Origin of the sequence: Sphingobacterium daejeonense, assembly GCF_901472535.1 — a bacterium.
GTDB lineage: Bacteria > Bacteroidota > Bacteroidia > Sphingobacteriales > Sphingobacteriaceae > Sphingobacterium > Sphingobacterium daejeonense.
The window spans coordinates 4140437-4157258 of the sequence record NZ_LR590470.1 but is presented as its reverse complement, the minus strand read 5'-3'; the positions used below and the strand labels follow the sequence as shown (position 1 = coordinate 4157258).

The following is a 16822-nucleotide window of genomic DNA, read 5'->3' as shown; positions in this document are numbered from 1 at the left end:
ACTGAATGCAATTTACCGCGGAACAAATAGCGACATTATTAAAAGGACGGTTGAAGGAAGTCCGGAGATCATGGTTGATCAGTTATCCAAGATCGAAGAAGCAGTTCCAGCAGCCTTACTTTTTTGGCGAATCCAAAGTACGAACACTTTATATATGAGACTAAGGCGGGGATTATCGTAATCAACGAAGACCTAGTCTTGCAAAAGCCTGTAAAATCCACTCTGATACGAGTAAAGAATGCTTATTCTGCCTTTACGGAGCTTTTGAAGCTTTATGATGAATTAAGAAATGATAAACAAGGGATTGATGATCAAGTATATGTTCATGAATCTACTATATTAGGAAAAGATATCTATGTTGGCGCTTTTAGTTATATCGGCAAAAACGTAGTGATAGGAGATAAAGTAAAGATTTATCCTCAAGTATATATTGGAGACAATGTTAAGATTGGGGATCAGGTAACCTTACTTCCGGGCGTAAAAGTTTATAACGATTGCAGCATTGGTAACCGAGTGATTATACATGCTGGATCAGTGATTGGAAGTGATGGTTTTGGTTTTGCACCTAAAGAAGATGGGTCGTATGAGAAGATTCCTCAGATTGGGAATGTAATTATTGAGGATGATGTTGAGATTGGAGCAAATACGGTTGTAGACCGTGCTACTCTTGGCTCAACAAAAATATTAAGTGGTGTAAAATTAGACAACTTGATTCAGATTGCCCATAATGTAGAGATAGGTTCGAATACGGTCATCGCTGCACAGACGGGTATATCTGGCAGTACCAAGATTTCTGAGAATGTGGTGTTGGGTGGCCAAGTCGGAGTTGTGGGACATATTACGATTGCTAAAGGTTCTCAAGTGCAGGCACAATCAGGGATCAACAGGTCGATTACGGAGGAGAACAAAAAATGGGGTGGTAGTCCGGCTTTTCCTTACAATAATGAGCTTCGCTCGCAAGTGTTATATTCGAAGCTTCCGGAGCTCGAAAAACGCATTGCAGAGTTAGAAAAGCAGTTAAATGATAAAAATAATAGCTAACTTTACCGGATAATTTTTTTTGCAAAACACTAATGTTAGATATGAATGTAAAACAGAGAACCATTAAATCTGATGTCCATTTTTCGGGCGTTGGCCTTCACACGGGGAAACAGGTCAACGTAACATTGAAACCAGCAGATGAGAATCACTGGTATAAATTCAAGAGAATAGATTTAGAGGGTCAACCAATTGTCAATGTTGATGCTGACAATGTGAGCAATACTGCTAGGGGAACTACTATTTCACAGAATGGTGCTTCCGTTAGTACGATTGAGCATTTGATGGCAGCATTGGTTGGCCTGCAATTGGATAATGTTTTAATAGAAATAGATGGTCCTGAGGTTCCTATTTTGGATGGTAGTTCAGCGATTTTCATCGATAAGATTCAAGAAGTAGGGTTTCATGATCAAGATGCTGACCGCGAGTATTTCGAGGTCACAGATAATATACACTATACTGATCCAGAGAGTAAAGTAGAGATTGTTGCGATGCCGGTTGATGGTTACCGTATTACCTGCATGATTGATTTCAATTCACCAGTTTTGGGAAGTCAGCATGCATCCTTGAGCAATCTGGATGAATTCAGCAAAGAGATAGCTGGTAGCCGCACTTTTTGCTTCTTACATGAGTTAGAGGCTTTGGTTAGTCAAAACCTGATTAAAGGGGGAGACTTGTCGAATGCGATTGTGATTGTCGACAAAGAGGTTACTGAAGGCGAGTTAGATAAATTACAGGATTTATTTCATAAGCGTGTTGAGGTTGCTCAAGAGGGTATCTTGAACAATATTTCATTGCGTTATCAGAATGAACCTGCGAGACATAAATTGTTGGACATGATTGGCGACCTTGCCTTGGTAGGGAAACCAATTAAGGGCCATATAATGGCAGCACGTCCTGGACATGCTGCAAACGTTGCATTTGCCAAACGCATAAAAGGTCAAATGAAACGTGAAAGGAATAAAAAGAACGTAAAGGTTTATGACCCCAATACACCTCCTGTGTATGATACAGTTCAAATCATGAATATTTTGCCTCATCGTCAGCCATTTTTGATGATTGACAAGATCTTGGAACTATCTGAAACACATGTGGTTGGTCTTAAGAACGTGACGATGAACGAGGATTTGTTCATGGGTCATTTTCCTGGGGCTCCATTATTTCCGGGTGTATTGCAGATTGAGGCAATGGCACAAACTGGGGGTATTTTGGTCTTAAACACCGTTCCTGACCCTGAAAACTGGTTGACATTATTCTTGAAGATTGAAAACGCGAGATTTAAGAACCAAGTTGTACCTGGGGATACTGTTATTTTCACTTGTGAATTGTTGGAGCCGATCCGTCGCGGTATTGCAAGGATGAAAGGTGTTGGCATGGTTGGTGATAAAGTAGTAAGTGAAGCAGAATTGATGGCCCAGATCGTTAAGGTCAAAGGATAATTAAAATTAGAATGATTCAACCATTATCATATATACATCCTGAGGCAAAGATTGCACAGAATGTTGTTATTGAGCCATTTTCTACTATCCATAAGGATGTAGAGATTGGTGAAGGCACTTGGATAGGCTCGAATGTTACCATTATGAATGGTGCGCGTATTGGTAAAAATTGCAAGATTTTTCCTGGTGCCGTGATTTCTGGTGAGCCACAGGACCTTAAGTTTGAGGGCGAGATCACAACTGCTGAAATCGGTGATAATACGACCATCCGTGAATGTGTAACCATCAATAGAGGTACAAAGGATAGATATCGTACCGTGATTGGTAAGAATTGCTTAATTCAGGCTTACAGCCATATTGCCCACGATTGTTTTATTGGAGATAATTGTATTTTCTCAAATTCTAGTACGTTGGCAGGTCATATCACTGTTGGTGATTATGTGGTTCTTGCAGGAAATGGTTGCTGTGCATCAATTCTGTAAAATTGGTTCACATGCTTTTGTAACAGGTGGTACCTTAGTAAGAAAAGATGTGCCTCCATATATTAAAGCGGCAAGGGAACCTATTTCATATGCGGGGATTAACTCTGTGGGATTGAGGAGAAGAGGTTTTTCAAATGAGCAGATCAATGAAATTCAAATATCTAACCGTGTGTTATTTGTTCAACATAGTAACTTAGGTAAAGCTCTGGATATTGTTGAGGCTGAATTTGAAGCAACAGAACTAAGGGATGAAATCTTAGGTTTTGTAAGGGCTTCCAACCGTGGTGTAGTTAAGGGATTTGGGCAAGGAAAATCGGGAATTTAATATAAAATAGCAGATTATTTGAATATAATTTTACAAGATATTGGTAGGAGGTATAATAGGGAATGGATTTTTAGACATCTCGATTATACCTTTTCTTTTGGAAACAGCTATGCTATCTTAGGTCCGAATGGGTCTGGGAAATCCACCCTATTAAAAGTTCTGACAGGCTCTTTGGCACCCAGTGAAGGCACAATGAGATTTGAGGACAAGGGAGTGGAGCTTGGAGCAGAACATGTTTATCAAAAAGATACAGTCTTGCTGCGCCTTATATTGAGTTGCTAGAGGAGTTTACCTTAAATGAAATGATTGATTTTCATTTTAGGTTTAAAAAAATCCTTCCATTCTTTACGGTTGAGAAAGTGAAGGATACCTTAGGTTTTCCAAACACACATTTCAAAAAGAGATCCGGCATTTTTCCTCTGGGATGAAGCAAAGGGTGAAGCTTGTTCTGGCCTGTTGTTCTGAATGTCAAGTTTTGTTTTTGGATGAGCCGACGAGCAATTTGGACAAAGAAGGAGAGGGTTGGTATTTGAATCTTTTGGAAAGCAGCAAGAGTGATCGAATTTTGATTGTAGGTTCAAATCAAGAACATGAATACAGTTTTTGTGATGAATATCTACAAATAATGGACTATAAGTAAGGTGATAACCACCTTTTTTTATATTTTTGCGGTAGAAATAAAGAAAAATTATGGCAAAGGCTTCAGACGTTAAAAGTGGAAATATACTTCGTTTCAATGGGGAATTAGTTTCGGTAGAGGATTATATTCACCGTACCCCTGGGAACTTACGTGCATTCTATCAAGCAAGAATGCGTAATGTTAAGACTGGAAAATTAGTAGAATATAGATTCAGGACAGATGAAGAGGTAGAAATTGCTCGCGTAGAGACCAATGACTACCAATATTTATATGAAGATGGTGAATTTTTCGTGGTTATGGACAACGAGACCTATGAGCAATTCAACATTCCAAAGGTTCTTTTTGGTGATTCAGCAAGGTTCTTGAAAGAAGGCATGAACGTAATCGTTGCTTTCGAAAGCGAAGAAGCTATCATGGCTCAAACACCTGCAAGTGTGGAATTGGAAATTACTTATACAGAACCAGCAGTAAAAGGAGATACATCTACCAATGCATTGAAAAATGCTACTGTTGAAACTGGAGTTGAGATCCGAGTTCCATTATTCATCAATCAAGGAGATAGAGTAAAAGTAGATACGCGCACAGGTGATTACATGGAGCGTGTTAAATAAGATTTTAGGTTTAGGTTGATTATTCGGTCTTGATAGCTCCCACGCTACAAGGCCGTTTTTTTTACTATGAAAAAGGCAGAACTCAGGAAAATATTCAAGGAAAAGCGAAATGAACTTACAGAAGGGCAAGTCTCTGCTATGGACTTGTTGATCTTTGAAGAATTGACTTCCTATGATTGGTCCAACATCACATACCTGCATTGCTATCTTGCGATTGCCAAATTCAAGGAATTTGATACCATGCCATTTATTGAATGGATTTGGAAGAATCATCCATCCATTCAGATTGTTATATCCAAATCGGATTTCAAGACTCATCTGCTACAGCATTATATTCTGGATAAGGATACCATCCTAAGCCATAACTCGTGGGGTATTCCAGAGCCAGAAGGGTCAATCGAGGTAGACCCCAAAGAGATTGATGCTGTATTGGCCCCTCTTCTGATTTTTGACGAGAATGGAAATAGGGTTGGTTATGGCAAGGGTTTTTATGATCGTTTTTTTGCTTCCTGCAAACCTACAGTATTAAGGACTGGGATCTCATATTTCGAACCTATAGCACAGATAGACGATATCAATGAGTGGGATATTCCCATTTCAATGGTTTTTACCCCAATGAAAACATATTTCCTTTAATGATTTATTTCCTCTGTTTTTGGAATTATTAGCTTTTGTTTACAATTTATTGAAACAATAAAGCGTTTAAATAAGAAACCTATCACAAATAGCTCCACAAGCTATTAGTTAAAGGTTAAAATATATGGAGAAATTGGGCAATCAGCGATAGTTGCTGAATTACCAGAAAATAAAAGAAAGTTTGTCTAAAAAGCTTAATAAACAATTTTCGTTATTTACTCCCTGTAATGCTATTGATGGCATAAATATTTTGGCACTGCCAGAACATTAGTTTATCCATGCTTTTTAGACAAAAACTTTCTTTATTATAAAGAATTCTAAATTTAATAGTGTGGTCTACCTGCTTAAGTTGCTTTAACATCTGTTTATCATAAGCAGCATCAATATCTGTCACAGCATAACCTATCTCCCCTCTGGTCATCAAAAATTGAGAAAAGATATTAATGTTATTTCAGCGTAAATATTGTTTATCTGCGCCATGACACCTGGAACGTTATTATGGATATGCAATAATCTATGTGCACGAGTCAGGTTTGGCAATGTCAGGTTAGGGAAATTTCTGCTTTGATCTGTATCGCCATTATTGATGAATCCTGCCATTCTGCGAGGAATAAATTCGGCATTTCTTTTTTTATTCTTTTTATCATCAAAAACTACAATTCCCTTTTCATTACAAATAGCTTTGGATAAATGACCTTTTACATCTCCCAAGTAACCAATTGTTTTTAATTTATCAGAGCGTGATAATACATCATCTGAGATTGATTCACCATTGGCTAGCAATAACATTCCTACATCTTTCACATATTTCTCTTCCAACGTCTCCTTTACGCGGATTGAAAAACCATCTCTTTTTAGGATATGGGCAGCGATTTCAGGCACATCTCCTACGATAAGACATAAGATTCTATTCTTAGGGTATGATATTGCTCTTGGAAGATCATTCACATAAAGGAATTCATCGAAACTAGGGGCTATATGATCAGCTTTGTCCGTGACCGATTGGCGTGAAATGTTTTCTGTGAAAGCATAGAATTTTTCTATCAACCCTGATTCTTTAAGTTGAAAGTCTGAATATCCATCGCCGATTCCGAATATTCTGCCATCAATATTTAGTTGTTTTAGGAGCTTTACCTTTCCGCCTTCATCCGATAGGGGGTTTTCTTCATCATAGCCAATAATATTGCCTTCAGCGTCAAATTTGAATGTATTAGCATAGATGTTTTCCTTTTTGATATGATAAGGACTTACTACCGGTGTGATAAATTCTTTAAACCCACCAGAGACAATCCATGCAGTATCGGAGTGTTCTTTGAAAAACTCCTTATTTCTACTGAAAGACTTGGATACCTTTTTCTTTAGATGAGCGATTAACTTATCCAAATGAGTACGGTTTGCCTGTAATAAATTAACACGTCCAGCAAGACTTTCGCGGAAAGAGATTTTTCCTTCCATTGCGAGGTTAGTATAACGTTCGATTTCTCGGTATATTTTCTCCTGGTCAGGATGATTTTCCAAAGAAATCCTTGCCAATTCGTCAAGAGCTTCGACTTGGGTGAAAGTGCTGTCGAAGTCTATGATGTAATAATTTTTCACTATATGGTTGTTTAGATTGTTATTTCACATAATAGGCATAGCACACATCCTTTAAAGTTTGTTCTAAAGGTTTGAATGTATAGCCTAGTTTTTCCTTTATTTTGGAATTATCGTACTGTAGTTTGCTATTAGCAGCTCTTGCAGTTTCCGCCGTAATTGCGGGCTTTTTCCCATTGAATACAGATGCTACCTTTGACAATCTCCAGGCAACAGACAACAGCATAGGTGTGGCTTTTATGCTTGGAGCTGGCTTGTTCATCAGCTCGCTGATTTTTGTCAATAGATCTTGGTTGCTGATATTTTCAGCATTAAGAATAAACCTTTCTGCAGAAATATCACTGTTCATGAGTTCAATCATAATTTTTGCAACATCACTGACATCCACGATTCCAACAGATCCCAACGGATATATTTTATTTCCTTTTTCTACTAAGTCAAATATTGCTCTTGATCCTTTTTCTCCCCAACCTATTCCCATGATAACAGAAGGGTTTACGATGACCGCGTCCAATCCTTCTGCGATTCCGCGCCATACTTCCATTTCGCTTTCGTATTTGGCAAGCGAATATTTTGAAAGTTTTGGGTTAAATTCCCATTTATCCTCTTCGGTTACCGGTAGTCCTTTTTTACTAAATCCAAGTGCAGCGATTGAACTTACATGAAGCAGTCTTTTATTGTACTGAAGGCTCAGGTTAACGATATGTTTAGTTCCTTCTACATTTGTTTGGACGACCTCTTTGGCATCTTCCTTTTGGTATGAGATTTTTGCTGCGCAGTGATATACTTGGTCTACTTTTGGGATGATATCTTCAAGGGCGAAATAATCGGTGATTTCAGCGTCTACCCATTGGATGAGGGATGAAGATTTGAGATGGTCAGGAATGATTGACGAAGTTCTTTTTAAGGCAATGACACTATGCCCATCATCAATGAGGTATTGCAATAACGTAGACCCTAAAAAACCTGTTCCGCCAGTAACTAATATCACTTCCTAACTTATTGTTGAAAAATTATGTACTTCAAAAGTAAGTTAATAAATGCATATTTGCTAAATACAAGAGGATTATCTCAAGAAAAATTGAGGATTTAGACAATCAATATGACATTAGCTGATTTTTTATCGCCCATCTCCCTAAAAGAATTAGGTCTTTCAGAAGACTATTACAACTCACAGTTCGGAAAATCAATTGAGAAGTACACTGAAACTTTCCGAAATTGGGAGGAAGATGGTAACTATCCGCAGATTGCCATTTTCGGAGTCGAGGAGGGTCGTTCAGCTGTCAACAACAATGGGACACAGAAAGGTCCTGATATGGTGCGGAAACACCTTTATGATTTATATCAAGGTGATTATAAGGTTAAGATCGTTGATTTGGGGAATATTAAGGCTGGCGCGACCGTTCGAGATACGTATGTTGCGGTTAAGCTGGTGATGGAGGAATTGATGAAAAAGGATATTCTTCCGATTTTAATCGGTGGTGGACAGGATCTGACTTATGCTCAATACACAGCTTATGAGAAATTAGAACAGCGTGTTGATGTTGCGATTATTGATTCTAGATTTGATTTGGATCAAGAGAATGCTGAGGACATGCCTTTGAATTCTCAAACCTATCTAAATCACCTTATCCTTCATCAGCCAGATTATTTGTTCAATTTAAGCAATATTGGATTTCAGACCTATTTGGTTAGTAAAGAATCCATCAATATGTATGATAAGCTTTTCTTTAATGCGATGCGTTTGGGGAGTTTTTCAGGTAAATTAGATCAGGCAGAACCTATCATTCGTGCTGCGGATATGGTTAGCTTTGATATTGGTGCGATACGTGCTTCAGAAGCAGGAGGGAACGCCAATGCAGGCCCTAATGGTCTTTATGGAGATGAAGCGTGTCAGTTAGCACGTTATGCGGGTATGTCTGATAAATGTAGTTCATTTGGGATTTATGAATATAACCCTACGTTTGATCCTATGGGACAAACAGGTATGTTGATTGCTCAAATGATTTGGTGTTTCATCGATGGATATTATAGCCGGAAGAAAGATGCGCCTATGTATCCTAAGTCCAATTATATCATCTATAGAACCACCTTGGAAGCAGAAGATTATGAATTGGTATTTGTGAAGAGTAAGAAATCTGATCGTTGGTGGATGCAAGTTCCATATTTTGGCTCTAAGTCAGTAAATGAGCGCTTTTATTTAGTTCCATGCCGTTATGAAGACTATCAAATGGCTGTATCTGGCGAGATGCCAGATTTATGGTGGAAAACACACCAAAAACTTCAATAAAAAGTTTTAAATAGTAGAGCGAATATGGAAGTTGTTTATTTGATTTCTTTAATAGTATTGGTTATTGTTTGCGCCATATTGATTTGGCGGACAGCAAGATCTGTTTCACGTGAAGAATTCAATAGGCAACAAGACGGCTAAAGGATTTACAGGTAGAATACGGCAAGGTCCAGGAGCGGGAAAAGTTGTTGTTGGCTGACCGTGAACGCTTGATAAAAGAGCTTAAAGAAGAAGTGCTGACTAGGCAAAGTGTTGAGAGAAGCCTTGAAGGTACCAACGCCTATCTGCAGGCTCAACAGGAAAAGTTTGCTGAGCAAAAGACTGAATTGCAGAATATGAGAGTCCGGTTCAACAATGAATTTCAAGTCTTGGCCAATAAAATCTTAGAAGAGAAATCAACAAAATTCACTCAATTAAACCAACAGAATATTTCTCAAGTATTGGAACCTTTGAAGGAAAAGATCAAGGTTTTTGAAGAGAAGGTTGAGAAATCATATCAGCAGGAATCAGCGGAGCGCAACGTTCTGAAAGGTGTTGTGGAACAGCTGATGCAACAGAGCATACAGATTAAGGACGAAGCGAATAACCTCGCGAAAGCTCTAAAAGGAGACAATAAAAAGCAAGGAAATTGGGGTGAGGTAATTTTAGAGCGAGTTCTTGAGCGCTCAGGATTAATCAAAGACCAGGAATATAAATTACAGGCATCGGTGATGGAAGCGGATGGGAGGCGGTTTCAACCGGATGCGGTAATCTATCTTCCAGATGAAAAGCACCTTATTGTTGATGCCAAGCTATCCTTAGTCGCTTATGAAAGAGCAGTCAATGCAGACACAGATGAGGATAGGTTGCTATTTATTAAACAGCATGTACAATCTATTGAGAGTCATGTCCGCGAACTTTCAGCCAAGGATTACCATTCTCTTTATGGTATTCAATCTCCTGATTTCGTGCTTTTGTTTATTCCTATCGAATCATCGTTGAGCTTAGCTGTTAACCACAAGCCTGAATTGTTTAGTGATGCATGGGATAGGAGAGTTGTGATCGTGAGTCCATCTACCTTATTGGCGACACTACGAACTATTGCGAGTGTTTGGAAACAGGAGCGACAAAACCGCAATGTATTGGAAATTGCCAAAGAAGCCGGCCTACTATATGATAAATTTGTAGGGTTTCTTCAGGATATGGACCAATTGCAAGCCATAATACAAAAAGCTGGCGAAAAGCATGAAGACGCGATGAAGAAATTGAGCTCTGGCTCAGGGAATGTCATCCGAAAAATAGAACAATTGAAAACACTTGGTGCGAAAGCCAATAAACAGATTGGCGATAAGTATATCGAAGATTAATTGCTTCAAATTATAAGTTACAACTACTACATTTTCTCGGCATTGTTGTTTTTCTAAAAAAACATGGTAATTCCTCTATATTTATTTGATTTACAGCTTTAATGACTTACATTTAAGGAAAGTTTCATCCACAAAACAGAACGTCTTATGGAAGATATGATCCTCTACAACCGACTGCAATTTGCATTTACAATTACCTTTCACTATCTCTTTCCACAATTGACCATGGGTTTGTCACTCATGATTGTCTATTTCAAGTGGAGATTTCTTAGAACCAATAATGTTATATTTAACGATTCTGCTAAGTTTTGGATGAAAATCTTTGCTTTGAACTTTGCTATGGGTGTCGTGACAGGCATTCCGATGGAGTTTCAATTTGGCACAAATTGGGCTAAGTTTTCAGAGTTGACTGGCGGAATTATAGGACAGACGTTGGCGATGGAGGGGATGTTTTCTTTCTTTTTAGAATCTTCTTTTTTGGGGATGTTTATTTTTGGAGAGAAGCTTTTGGGTCAGAAGCTACATTTTGTTTCTGGTTTATTGGTTTTCATTGGGTCATGGGCATCAGGATATCTCATTCTTGCCACCCACGCTTGGATGCAACATCCTGTGGGCTATGAAATATTGGAGAACGGAAAATTTGTGCTGAATAATTTCTCGGCTTTGTTTTCAAATCCGTGGTTGATGCCTTCTTATTTGCATAATCAGGCAGGTTCCTTAATTACGGCTTCATTCTTCGTTTCAGCAGTAGGAGCCTTTTATCTCCTTAGCAATACACAAAAGGAATACGGTTATATTTTTTTAAAGTCAGGGGTCATATTTGGGGTGATTTCTTCTATTGCTGTTGCCTTTCCAACTGGAGATATGTTGGCAAAAAATGTGGTAAAGCATCAGCCAGTCACATTTGCTGCCATGGAAGGGATTTTTGAGACAGAAAAAGGTGGTTCAGAAATTATTTTGATCGGTCAACCTGATATGGAGAATAAAAAATTGGACAATAAGATCGCTGTTCCGAATGTTTTGAGTTTTTTAACCTATCAAAGATGGCATGCTACCATTAAGGGGTTGAATGAATTTGACGAAGACATACATCCCACAAATGTACCTGGATTATATTATAGCTATCATATTATGGCTGGGTTGGGTACTATTTTTATCGGTATCATGGTAATTGCCACATTTTTGCTGTGGCGAAAAAAACTTTATAGCACCAAATGGATCTTATGGATTTTGATGTTTGCCATTCCTTTTCCTTATATCGCCAATACGGCAGGCTGGTATACCGCAGAATTGGGTAGACAGCCTTGGCTGGTTTATAACCTCATGCGTATGGTAGACGGTGTATCACCAACTGTATCCTCTGGTAATACCTTATTCACTTTGTTGGGTTTTGTAGGACTATATTTATTGTTAGGGCTATTATTTTTGATGTTGGTTCTGAAAATTATTAGAAAAGGTCCAGAAACTAAACAGGCTTTAAACTCTTAAGTTATGGAATTATTTTGGTTTGTCACACTTGTTTTTATGTTGGGTATCTATGTGGTACTTGATGGATATGATTTTGGGGCAGGGATTGTTCATTTACTATTTGCCAAGACTGATGAGGAAAGAGCTGCCATTCGAAGTGCGATTGGTCCATTTTGGGACGCCAATGAGGTTTGGTTAATAGCTTCAGGTGGGGTTTTGTTTTTTGCCTTTCCGACTTTATATGCATCTGCTTTCAGTGGGTTTTATTTACCACTTATGTTGGTCCTTTGGTTTTTAATATTCAGGGCAGTAGGTTTGGAGCTCCGCGGTCAGATTCACAATCGTCTTTGGGAGCTGTTCTGGGAGAAGGCCTTTGGAATAGCCAGTTTATTTTTAGCTTTATTTTTCGGTGCTGCCTTGGGTAATGTTGTGAGGGGAGTAAACCTTGGAATGGTTGAAAATGGGCAATCCACACAGGAGCCACATTATTTCTTCCTACAGCTTTGGAATCCAACCTTAGACCCTTTAGCCGATGTACATGGAATTATAGATTGGTTTACTATCTTGATAGGAATCGTATCGGTCATTACCCTTACCATTCATGGTGGTAATTGGATTATCCTTAAGACCTCGACTGATCTCAACAGAAGGCTGAAAGGCATTATTTTCAAGCTTAATATTGCTTTGGTCATTCTTGTGATCCTTACAGCAATTTTATGGCAGCATGTTAAACCATTTCCGCTTAATAATCTGATTGGACATGCTTGGCTATGGATTTTTCCACTTTGTGCAGGAATTGGTTTATTCGGTCAATTCTGGATCAAGAAATTCAAAAAAGACGGAATGGGATTCCTGTTTTCCACTCTTTTTATCTTAGGAAGTTTTGCAACAACAGTAGCTTCATTATTCCCAAATGTTCTTCCATCCACGAATTCCGTGAACCCATCTTTAACGATCTACAACGTCGCAGCCCATGAATACGGTTTGTCAGTAGGATTTAATTGGTTTGTTATTGCTTTTATATTGGTAGTCATTTACTTTATCGTCCAATTTCGTGTGTTTAAAGGGAAATTGGATGATGTGGGGTATCATTAGATTAGACATTAGACATTAGACATAAGACAAAAGAACTAGTATGGCTATTTTAATTGAAACAGAGTATACGACAGTCTAATGTGTACAGTTTTATTTCTACTGTCTAATGTCTACTGTCTAAAAAATATACACCCGCCACGGCTTTTTGGTCGAGACACTAGCACGCCATACAAAGTCTAATGTCTTATGTCTTATGTCTACTATCTATAAAATCAATACCCCGCTGCTTTATCGTCTCCTCTGTGGTCTGCTCCGGTTTGAAGTTTTCCGTTTTTGAGGATTACGATGTTTTCAACTCGGCCGATTGGGCCTCTTTTGTTGATTTTATAACCGTCTTCGGATAGGCTTTGGCGGGTTTTTTCGTTTATTGCATCTGTTTCTACATCGATAACATCTGGTTTCCATTGGTGGTGGAATCGAGGTGCTGAAACGGATTCTTGAGCTGTCATATCGAATTCCAAGACGTTCAAGATGGTTTGAAATACGGATGTGATAATTGTTGATCCTCCGGGTGTTCCTACCACCATTTTCAGTTTGCCGTCTTCTTCGACAATCGTCGGTGTCATAGCACTCAACATCCGTTTTCCTGGTTGAATGGAGTTTGCTTTTCCGCCCAATAAGCCATACATATTTGGTGATCCCGGTTTCACGGAGAAGTCATCCATTTCATTGTTTAAAAGAAACCCTGCTCCATCAACCCATACCAAAGATCCATAGGAACCATTTATGGTAGTTGTTAAGGATACAGCGTTTCCATTTTTATCGACAATACTGTAGTGAGTAGTTTCTTCGGACTCATAACCTGGAAATTTAGAAGCTTTCACTTCATCGCTAGGCGTTGCTTTTTCCAGACTTACTTTTGCCATTCTTTCTTGGTTGAATTTAGCATCGGTAAGGTTTGCGATTGGAACTCTGTAAAAATCAGGGTCACCTAGGTGTGTGGCACGGTCAGCGTAAATACGACGTTCAGCTTCTACCATAGCACGTACGGTACTGTCACTTTGGAAACCCCATTTCTTCAGGGGGTATTTTTCTACGGATTGGAGTAGAGCCATTAATGCAACGCCACCACTTGATGGAGGTGGCATTGAAATTACTTTGTATGTTTTATAGTTTCCGACGATTGGATCTCTCCATGCAGCTTGATAATTTTCGAGGTCTTTTAAACTGATAATTCCATTCCCTTTCTTCATTTCAGCAACGATATATTCCGCGGTTTTTCCTTTATAGAATCCGTCTCTACCTTGTTCAGCAATGCGGGTTAATGTTTCTGCTAATTCAGGCTGTACAAATTGGTCTCCTTTTTTCCATTCTTGATCACGGATGATCGCTGCACCTGTTGGGTTGAATTTTTTGAATCGTTCTTGATATCTATTGAATTCTCCGGCTTGTTGTTCTGTTATTGGGAATCCTTTAGCTGCAAGCTCTATTGCTGGTTGTACTAAATCTTTCCAAGGCAATGTACCGTATTTCTTATAGGCAGCGTCCATTCCTGCTACGGAACCAGGGACACCTGCTGCTAATTGACCATACAAGCTTAGATCTGTAATTGGGTTTCCATCTTTGTCTAAGTACATATCAGTGAATGCTTTTTCAGGGGCTTTTTCACGGAAATCTAGTGATGATAAACTTCCATCCCTGCCGCGGAATACCATAAATCCACCTCCGCCCAGGTTTCCGGCGTTGGGGTATACAACCGCCAGCGCAAATTTTACGGCTATGGCTGCATCTACAGCATTTCCGCCCTTTTTCAAGATTGCTACTCCCACCTCTGATGCTATCGGGTGAGCCGTCACTACTGCTCCATTATCAAACTCGGTCTGGTTAGAGGCAGTCTGTTGTTTTACTGAGCATGATCCCAGCAAATAGACGATGAAGAATAAATAAAATCAAATTAGGTTTTTTCATGTGGCTAAGATAATAAATTGGTATAATTACATGAATTATATTATATTGAATGAAAATTAAAATTATGCGTTTACTTAGCCTTTTCCTTATCTTATTTGTTTCCCTACAGTTGAATGCTCAGACTGTTAAAATCCTAACTTACAATATTCATCATGCCAACCCGCCCTCAGAGCCTAATAAAATCGACATTGAAGCTATAGCTAAAGTGATCAATGAATCTGGTGCTGAAATTATTGGTATTCAAGAGGTTGATATCAATGTTTCACGTTCTGAATTGATGAATCAGGCCGAGAAACTTTCGGAATTGACAGGAATGGATTATTTTTTCTCAAAAGGGATTGATTTAGAAAAGGGATATTATGGTACTTTAATTCTAAGTAAACATAAGATAATAGGGAAAAGAAGATATGATCTTCCAATGCCTGTAAAGAGTGAGAATCGTTCGTTGGCAATTGTAGATGTAGAATTACCTGGGGGGAAGACTATATCATTTGCCAATACACACCTTGATCTGAAGGAAGAAAATAGAATTGCACAAGCAGAATTCATCAATGAATTGGGTGAGCTGTACAGTAAACCTTTAATCTTCGTTGGTGACTTAAATGCCAAACCAGAATCGAAACCTATTCAGGTTTTAGAGAAATACTTTGTTAGAAATACAAAAAATAATCAACCTACTTCACCCAATGTGAATGCTAGAAATGAGATTGATTATATCATGGTCTTGAACAACCAAGAATTTGAATGGAAGGATTACAGAGTTATTAAGGAAGAATATGCATCTGATCACTTGCCGTTATTTGCTGAGGTGGTTTTTAGATAGTAGTAGAAAGTAGACATAAGACAATAGACAAAAGACATAAGAAAGGGTAGAGTTTAGGGATTTGTTATGGATATAGGTAAGAAATAAGATGTATAGGTGTTAAAGAATTGTCTAATTTTGGGAATGATATAGGGGGGAGCTATTATGGATGATGATTGTATAAGGATTTTTATCTTTAAGTTCAAACTAATCATTATGAAGCTAAAATCCCTTATTCTACTTTTTGCGTTAATTAATTTTTCTTTTCTTGCTTATTCTCAGACGGAAAAGGACAAGTTGGATATCTATACCATTTTTCTGAATTCCTTTGTTAGTGATATGGTTGTTATTAGAGACTCCCACAGTCATTGCGAAAGATGAAGTTCGAATTCCTTATCAAGAGGCCGTATCTAAAATTCCAAAATTAGACGAAGAGGGATTTAAGGATTTATTTGAACAGAACAAGCAAAAAGACCTTATTAAATTTTGAAAATCATTCGCAAAAAAAAATAGTTTTTATTAACTCACTCTTCTTTTAAAGATATATTTGGTGATGAGGGGGGGTGGTTTAAATATTACAAGACCTTTCCAAAATCGAATGGATTAGTTAGACTTTCAAATATTGGTTTTAATAGAAAGGAACACAAGCTGTCTTTTTCTATGCTTACTTACAAGAAGGAAGAGCTGGAGTTGGCTACTTAGCTATTTATTAAAAAATAAATAATCAATGGGTTTTTGAAGATAGGGATGAATATTTGGGTTTATTAGGGAAGATAGACAATAGACATTAGACCATGGGAAAGGGGTTGTTTAAAAGGATTATTTTTAATTTTTGATTGTTTTTGTGTCTTTCTGAATCTCGCATATTTTTTTTGTCAAGGTTTTTTTCCAGGGCTGATGTCAGATCAATTCCAGTTTGGTTTGCTAGGCATATTCAATACAAATAATACATCTGCCATTTTCATCGCCTAAATTTACTTCTTCGTCTGATTTCTTGAAAGATTGCTCTCCGTATTGTCTTGCCATGATCCTGGCTACTTCACCATACTTCTTCCATTAACATGGCAGTATTTGTAAGTTCATTGAAATAACGGACTCCCGTTGTAGTTATCCATTTATCAACTATTTCCTGTGCTTCTTTGATGGTCAT

At 38.1% G+C, this 16822-nt stretch carries 12 protein-coding genes and 4 pseudogenes; 12 read left to right on the top strand and 4 right to left on the bottom strand.

What is annotated here, in order from left to right:
- The first annotated feature begins 5 nt into the window (after window positions 1-5).
- The 7 genes and pseudogenes from lpxD to FGL31_RS19845 all read left to right on the top strand — a co-directional run bounded on the left by lpxD (window position 6) and on the right by FGL31_RS19845 (window position 5171).
- A pseudogene (gene lpxD, locus FGL31_RS19870) lies at window positions 6-1041 on the top strand (UDP-3-O-(3-hydroxymyristoyl)glucosamine N-acyltransferase).
- 41 nt (window positions 1042-1082) lie between these two features.
- Window positions 1083-2477 (top strand): bifunctional UDP-3-O-[3-hydroxymyristoyl] N-acetylglucosamine deacetylase/3-hydroxyacyl-ACP dehydratase, encoded by a 1395-nt coding sequence (locus tag FGL31_RS19865; protein WP_171017735.1) that lies wholly within the window; start codon window positions 1083-1085, stop codon window positions 2475-2477.
- 11 nt (window positions 2478-2488) lie between these two features.
- A pseudogene (lpxA, locus tag FGL31_RS19860) lies at window positions 2489-3284 on the top strand (acyl-ACP--UDP-N-acetylglucosamine O-acyltransferase).
- 18 nt (window positions 3285-3302) lie between these two features.
- Entirely contained in the window at window positions 3303-3566 is a 264-nt protein-coding gene (locus FGL31_RS29360) for an ABC transporter ATP-binding protein (protein ID WP_171017734.1), read from the top strand.
- Between the two features lie 142 nt (window positions 3567-3708).
- Entirely contained in the window at window positions 3709-3924 is a 216-nt protein-coding gene (locus tag FGL31_RS29355) for an ABC transporter ATP-binding protein (RefSeq protein WP_232047007.1), read from the top strand.
- Window positions 3925-3974: 50 nt separating this feature from the next.
- Window positions 3975-4535, top strand: coding sequence for an elongation factor P (gene efp, locus FGL31_RS19850; protein WP_099370630.1), 561 nt, complete (start codon window positions 3975-3977; stop codon window positions 4533-4535).
- A gap of 66 nt (window positions 4536-4601) precedes the next feature.
- Window positions 4602-5171 carry a 5-formyltetrahydrofolate cyclo-ligase gene (locus tag FGL31_RS19845; protein WP_138093946.1) on the top strand — a complete coding sequence of 190 codons (570 nt, stop codon included), beginning with the start codon at window positions 4602-4604 and terminating at the stop codon, window positions 5169-5171.
- A 307-nt stretch (window positions 5172-5478) separates the two neighbouring features.
- Here the strand turns inward: FGL31_RS19845 and FGL31_RS19840 are convergent.
- Window positions 5479-6767: pseudogene (locus tag FGL31_RS19840) on the bottom strand (HAD-IB family phosphatase); the annotation flags it as partial.
- 19 nt (window positions 6768-6786) lie between these two features.
- Window positions 6787-7755 (bottom strand): NAD-dependent epimerase/dehydratase family protein, encoded by a 969-nt coding sequence (locus FGL31_RS19835; RefSeq protein ID WP_138093944.1) that lies wholly within the window; start codon window positions 7753-7755, stop codon window positions 6787-6789.
- A 111-nt stretch (window positions 7756-7866) separates the two neighbouring features.
- Here FGL31_RS19835 and FGL31_RS19830 point away from each other — a divergent pair, with 111 nt between their 5' ends.
- The 4 genes from FGL31_RS19830 (at window position 7867) to cydB (ending at window position 12962) form a co-directional block, all read left to right on the top strand.
- Window positions 7867-9054, top strand: a complete 1188-nt coding sequence (locus tag FGL31_RS19830) for a formimidoylglutamase (protein WP_138093942.1) — start codon at window positions 7867-7869, stop codon at window positions 9052-9054.
- 191 nt (window positions 9055-9245) lie between these two features.
- Window positions 9246-10400, top strand: a complete 1155-nt coding sequence (locus tag FGL31_RS19825; RefSeq protein WP_232047006.1) for a DNA recombination protein RmuC — start codon at window positions 9246-9248, stop codon at window positions 10398-10400.
- 147 nt (window positions 10401-10547) lie between these two features.
- Window positions 10548-11888: a cytochrome ubiquinol oxidase subunit I gene (locus FGL31_RS19820; protein ID WP_138093940.1), complete on the top strand. Its 1341-nt coding sequence runs from the start codon at window positions 10548-10550 to the stop codon at window positions 11886-11888.
- Window positions 11889-11891: 3 nt separating this feature from the next.
- Window positions 11892-12962: a cytochrome d ubiquinol oxidase subunit II gene (gene cydB / locus FGL31_RS19815; protein ID WP_138093938.1), complete on the top strand. Its 1071-nt coding sequence runs from the start codon at window positions 11892-11894 to the stop codon at window positions 12960-12962.
- 212 nt (window positions 12963-13174) lie between these two features.
- Here cydB and ggt read toward each other — a convergent pair whose 3' ends face one another.
- Window positions 13175-14827 carry a gamma-glutamyltransferase gene (gene ggt, locus FGL31_RS19810; RefSeq protein WP_317131092.1) on the bottom strand — a complete coding sequence of 551 codons (1653 nt, stop codon included), beginning with the start codon at window positions 14825-14827 and terminating at the stop codon, window positions 13175-13177.
- A gap of 92 nt (window positions 14828-14919) precedes the next feature.
- Here ggt and FGL31_RS19805 point away from each other — a divergent pair, with 92 nt between their 5' ends.
- Entirely contained in the window at window positions 14920-15693 is a 774-nt protein-coding gene (locus FGL31_RS19805; protein WP_138093934.1) for an endonuclease/exonuclease/phosphatase family protein, read from the top strand.
- Window positions 15694-16459: 766 nt separating this feature from the next.
- On the opposite strand, the pseudogene FGL31_RS29350 reads toward FGL31_RS19805, so the two are convergent.
- Window positions 16460-16822 (bottom strand): annotated as a pseudogene (locus tag FGL31_RS29350) (nucleotide pyrophosphohydrolase).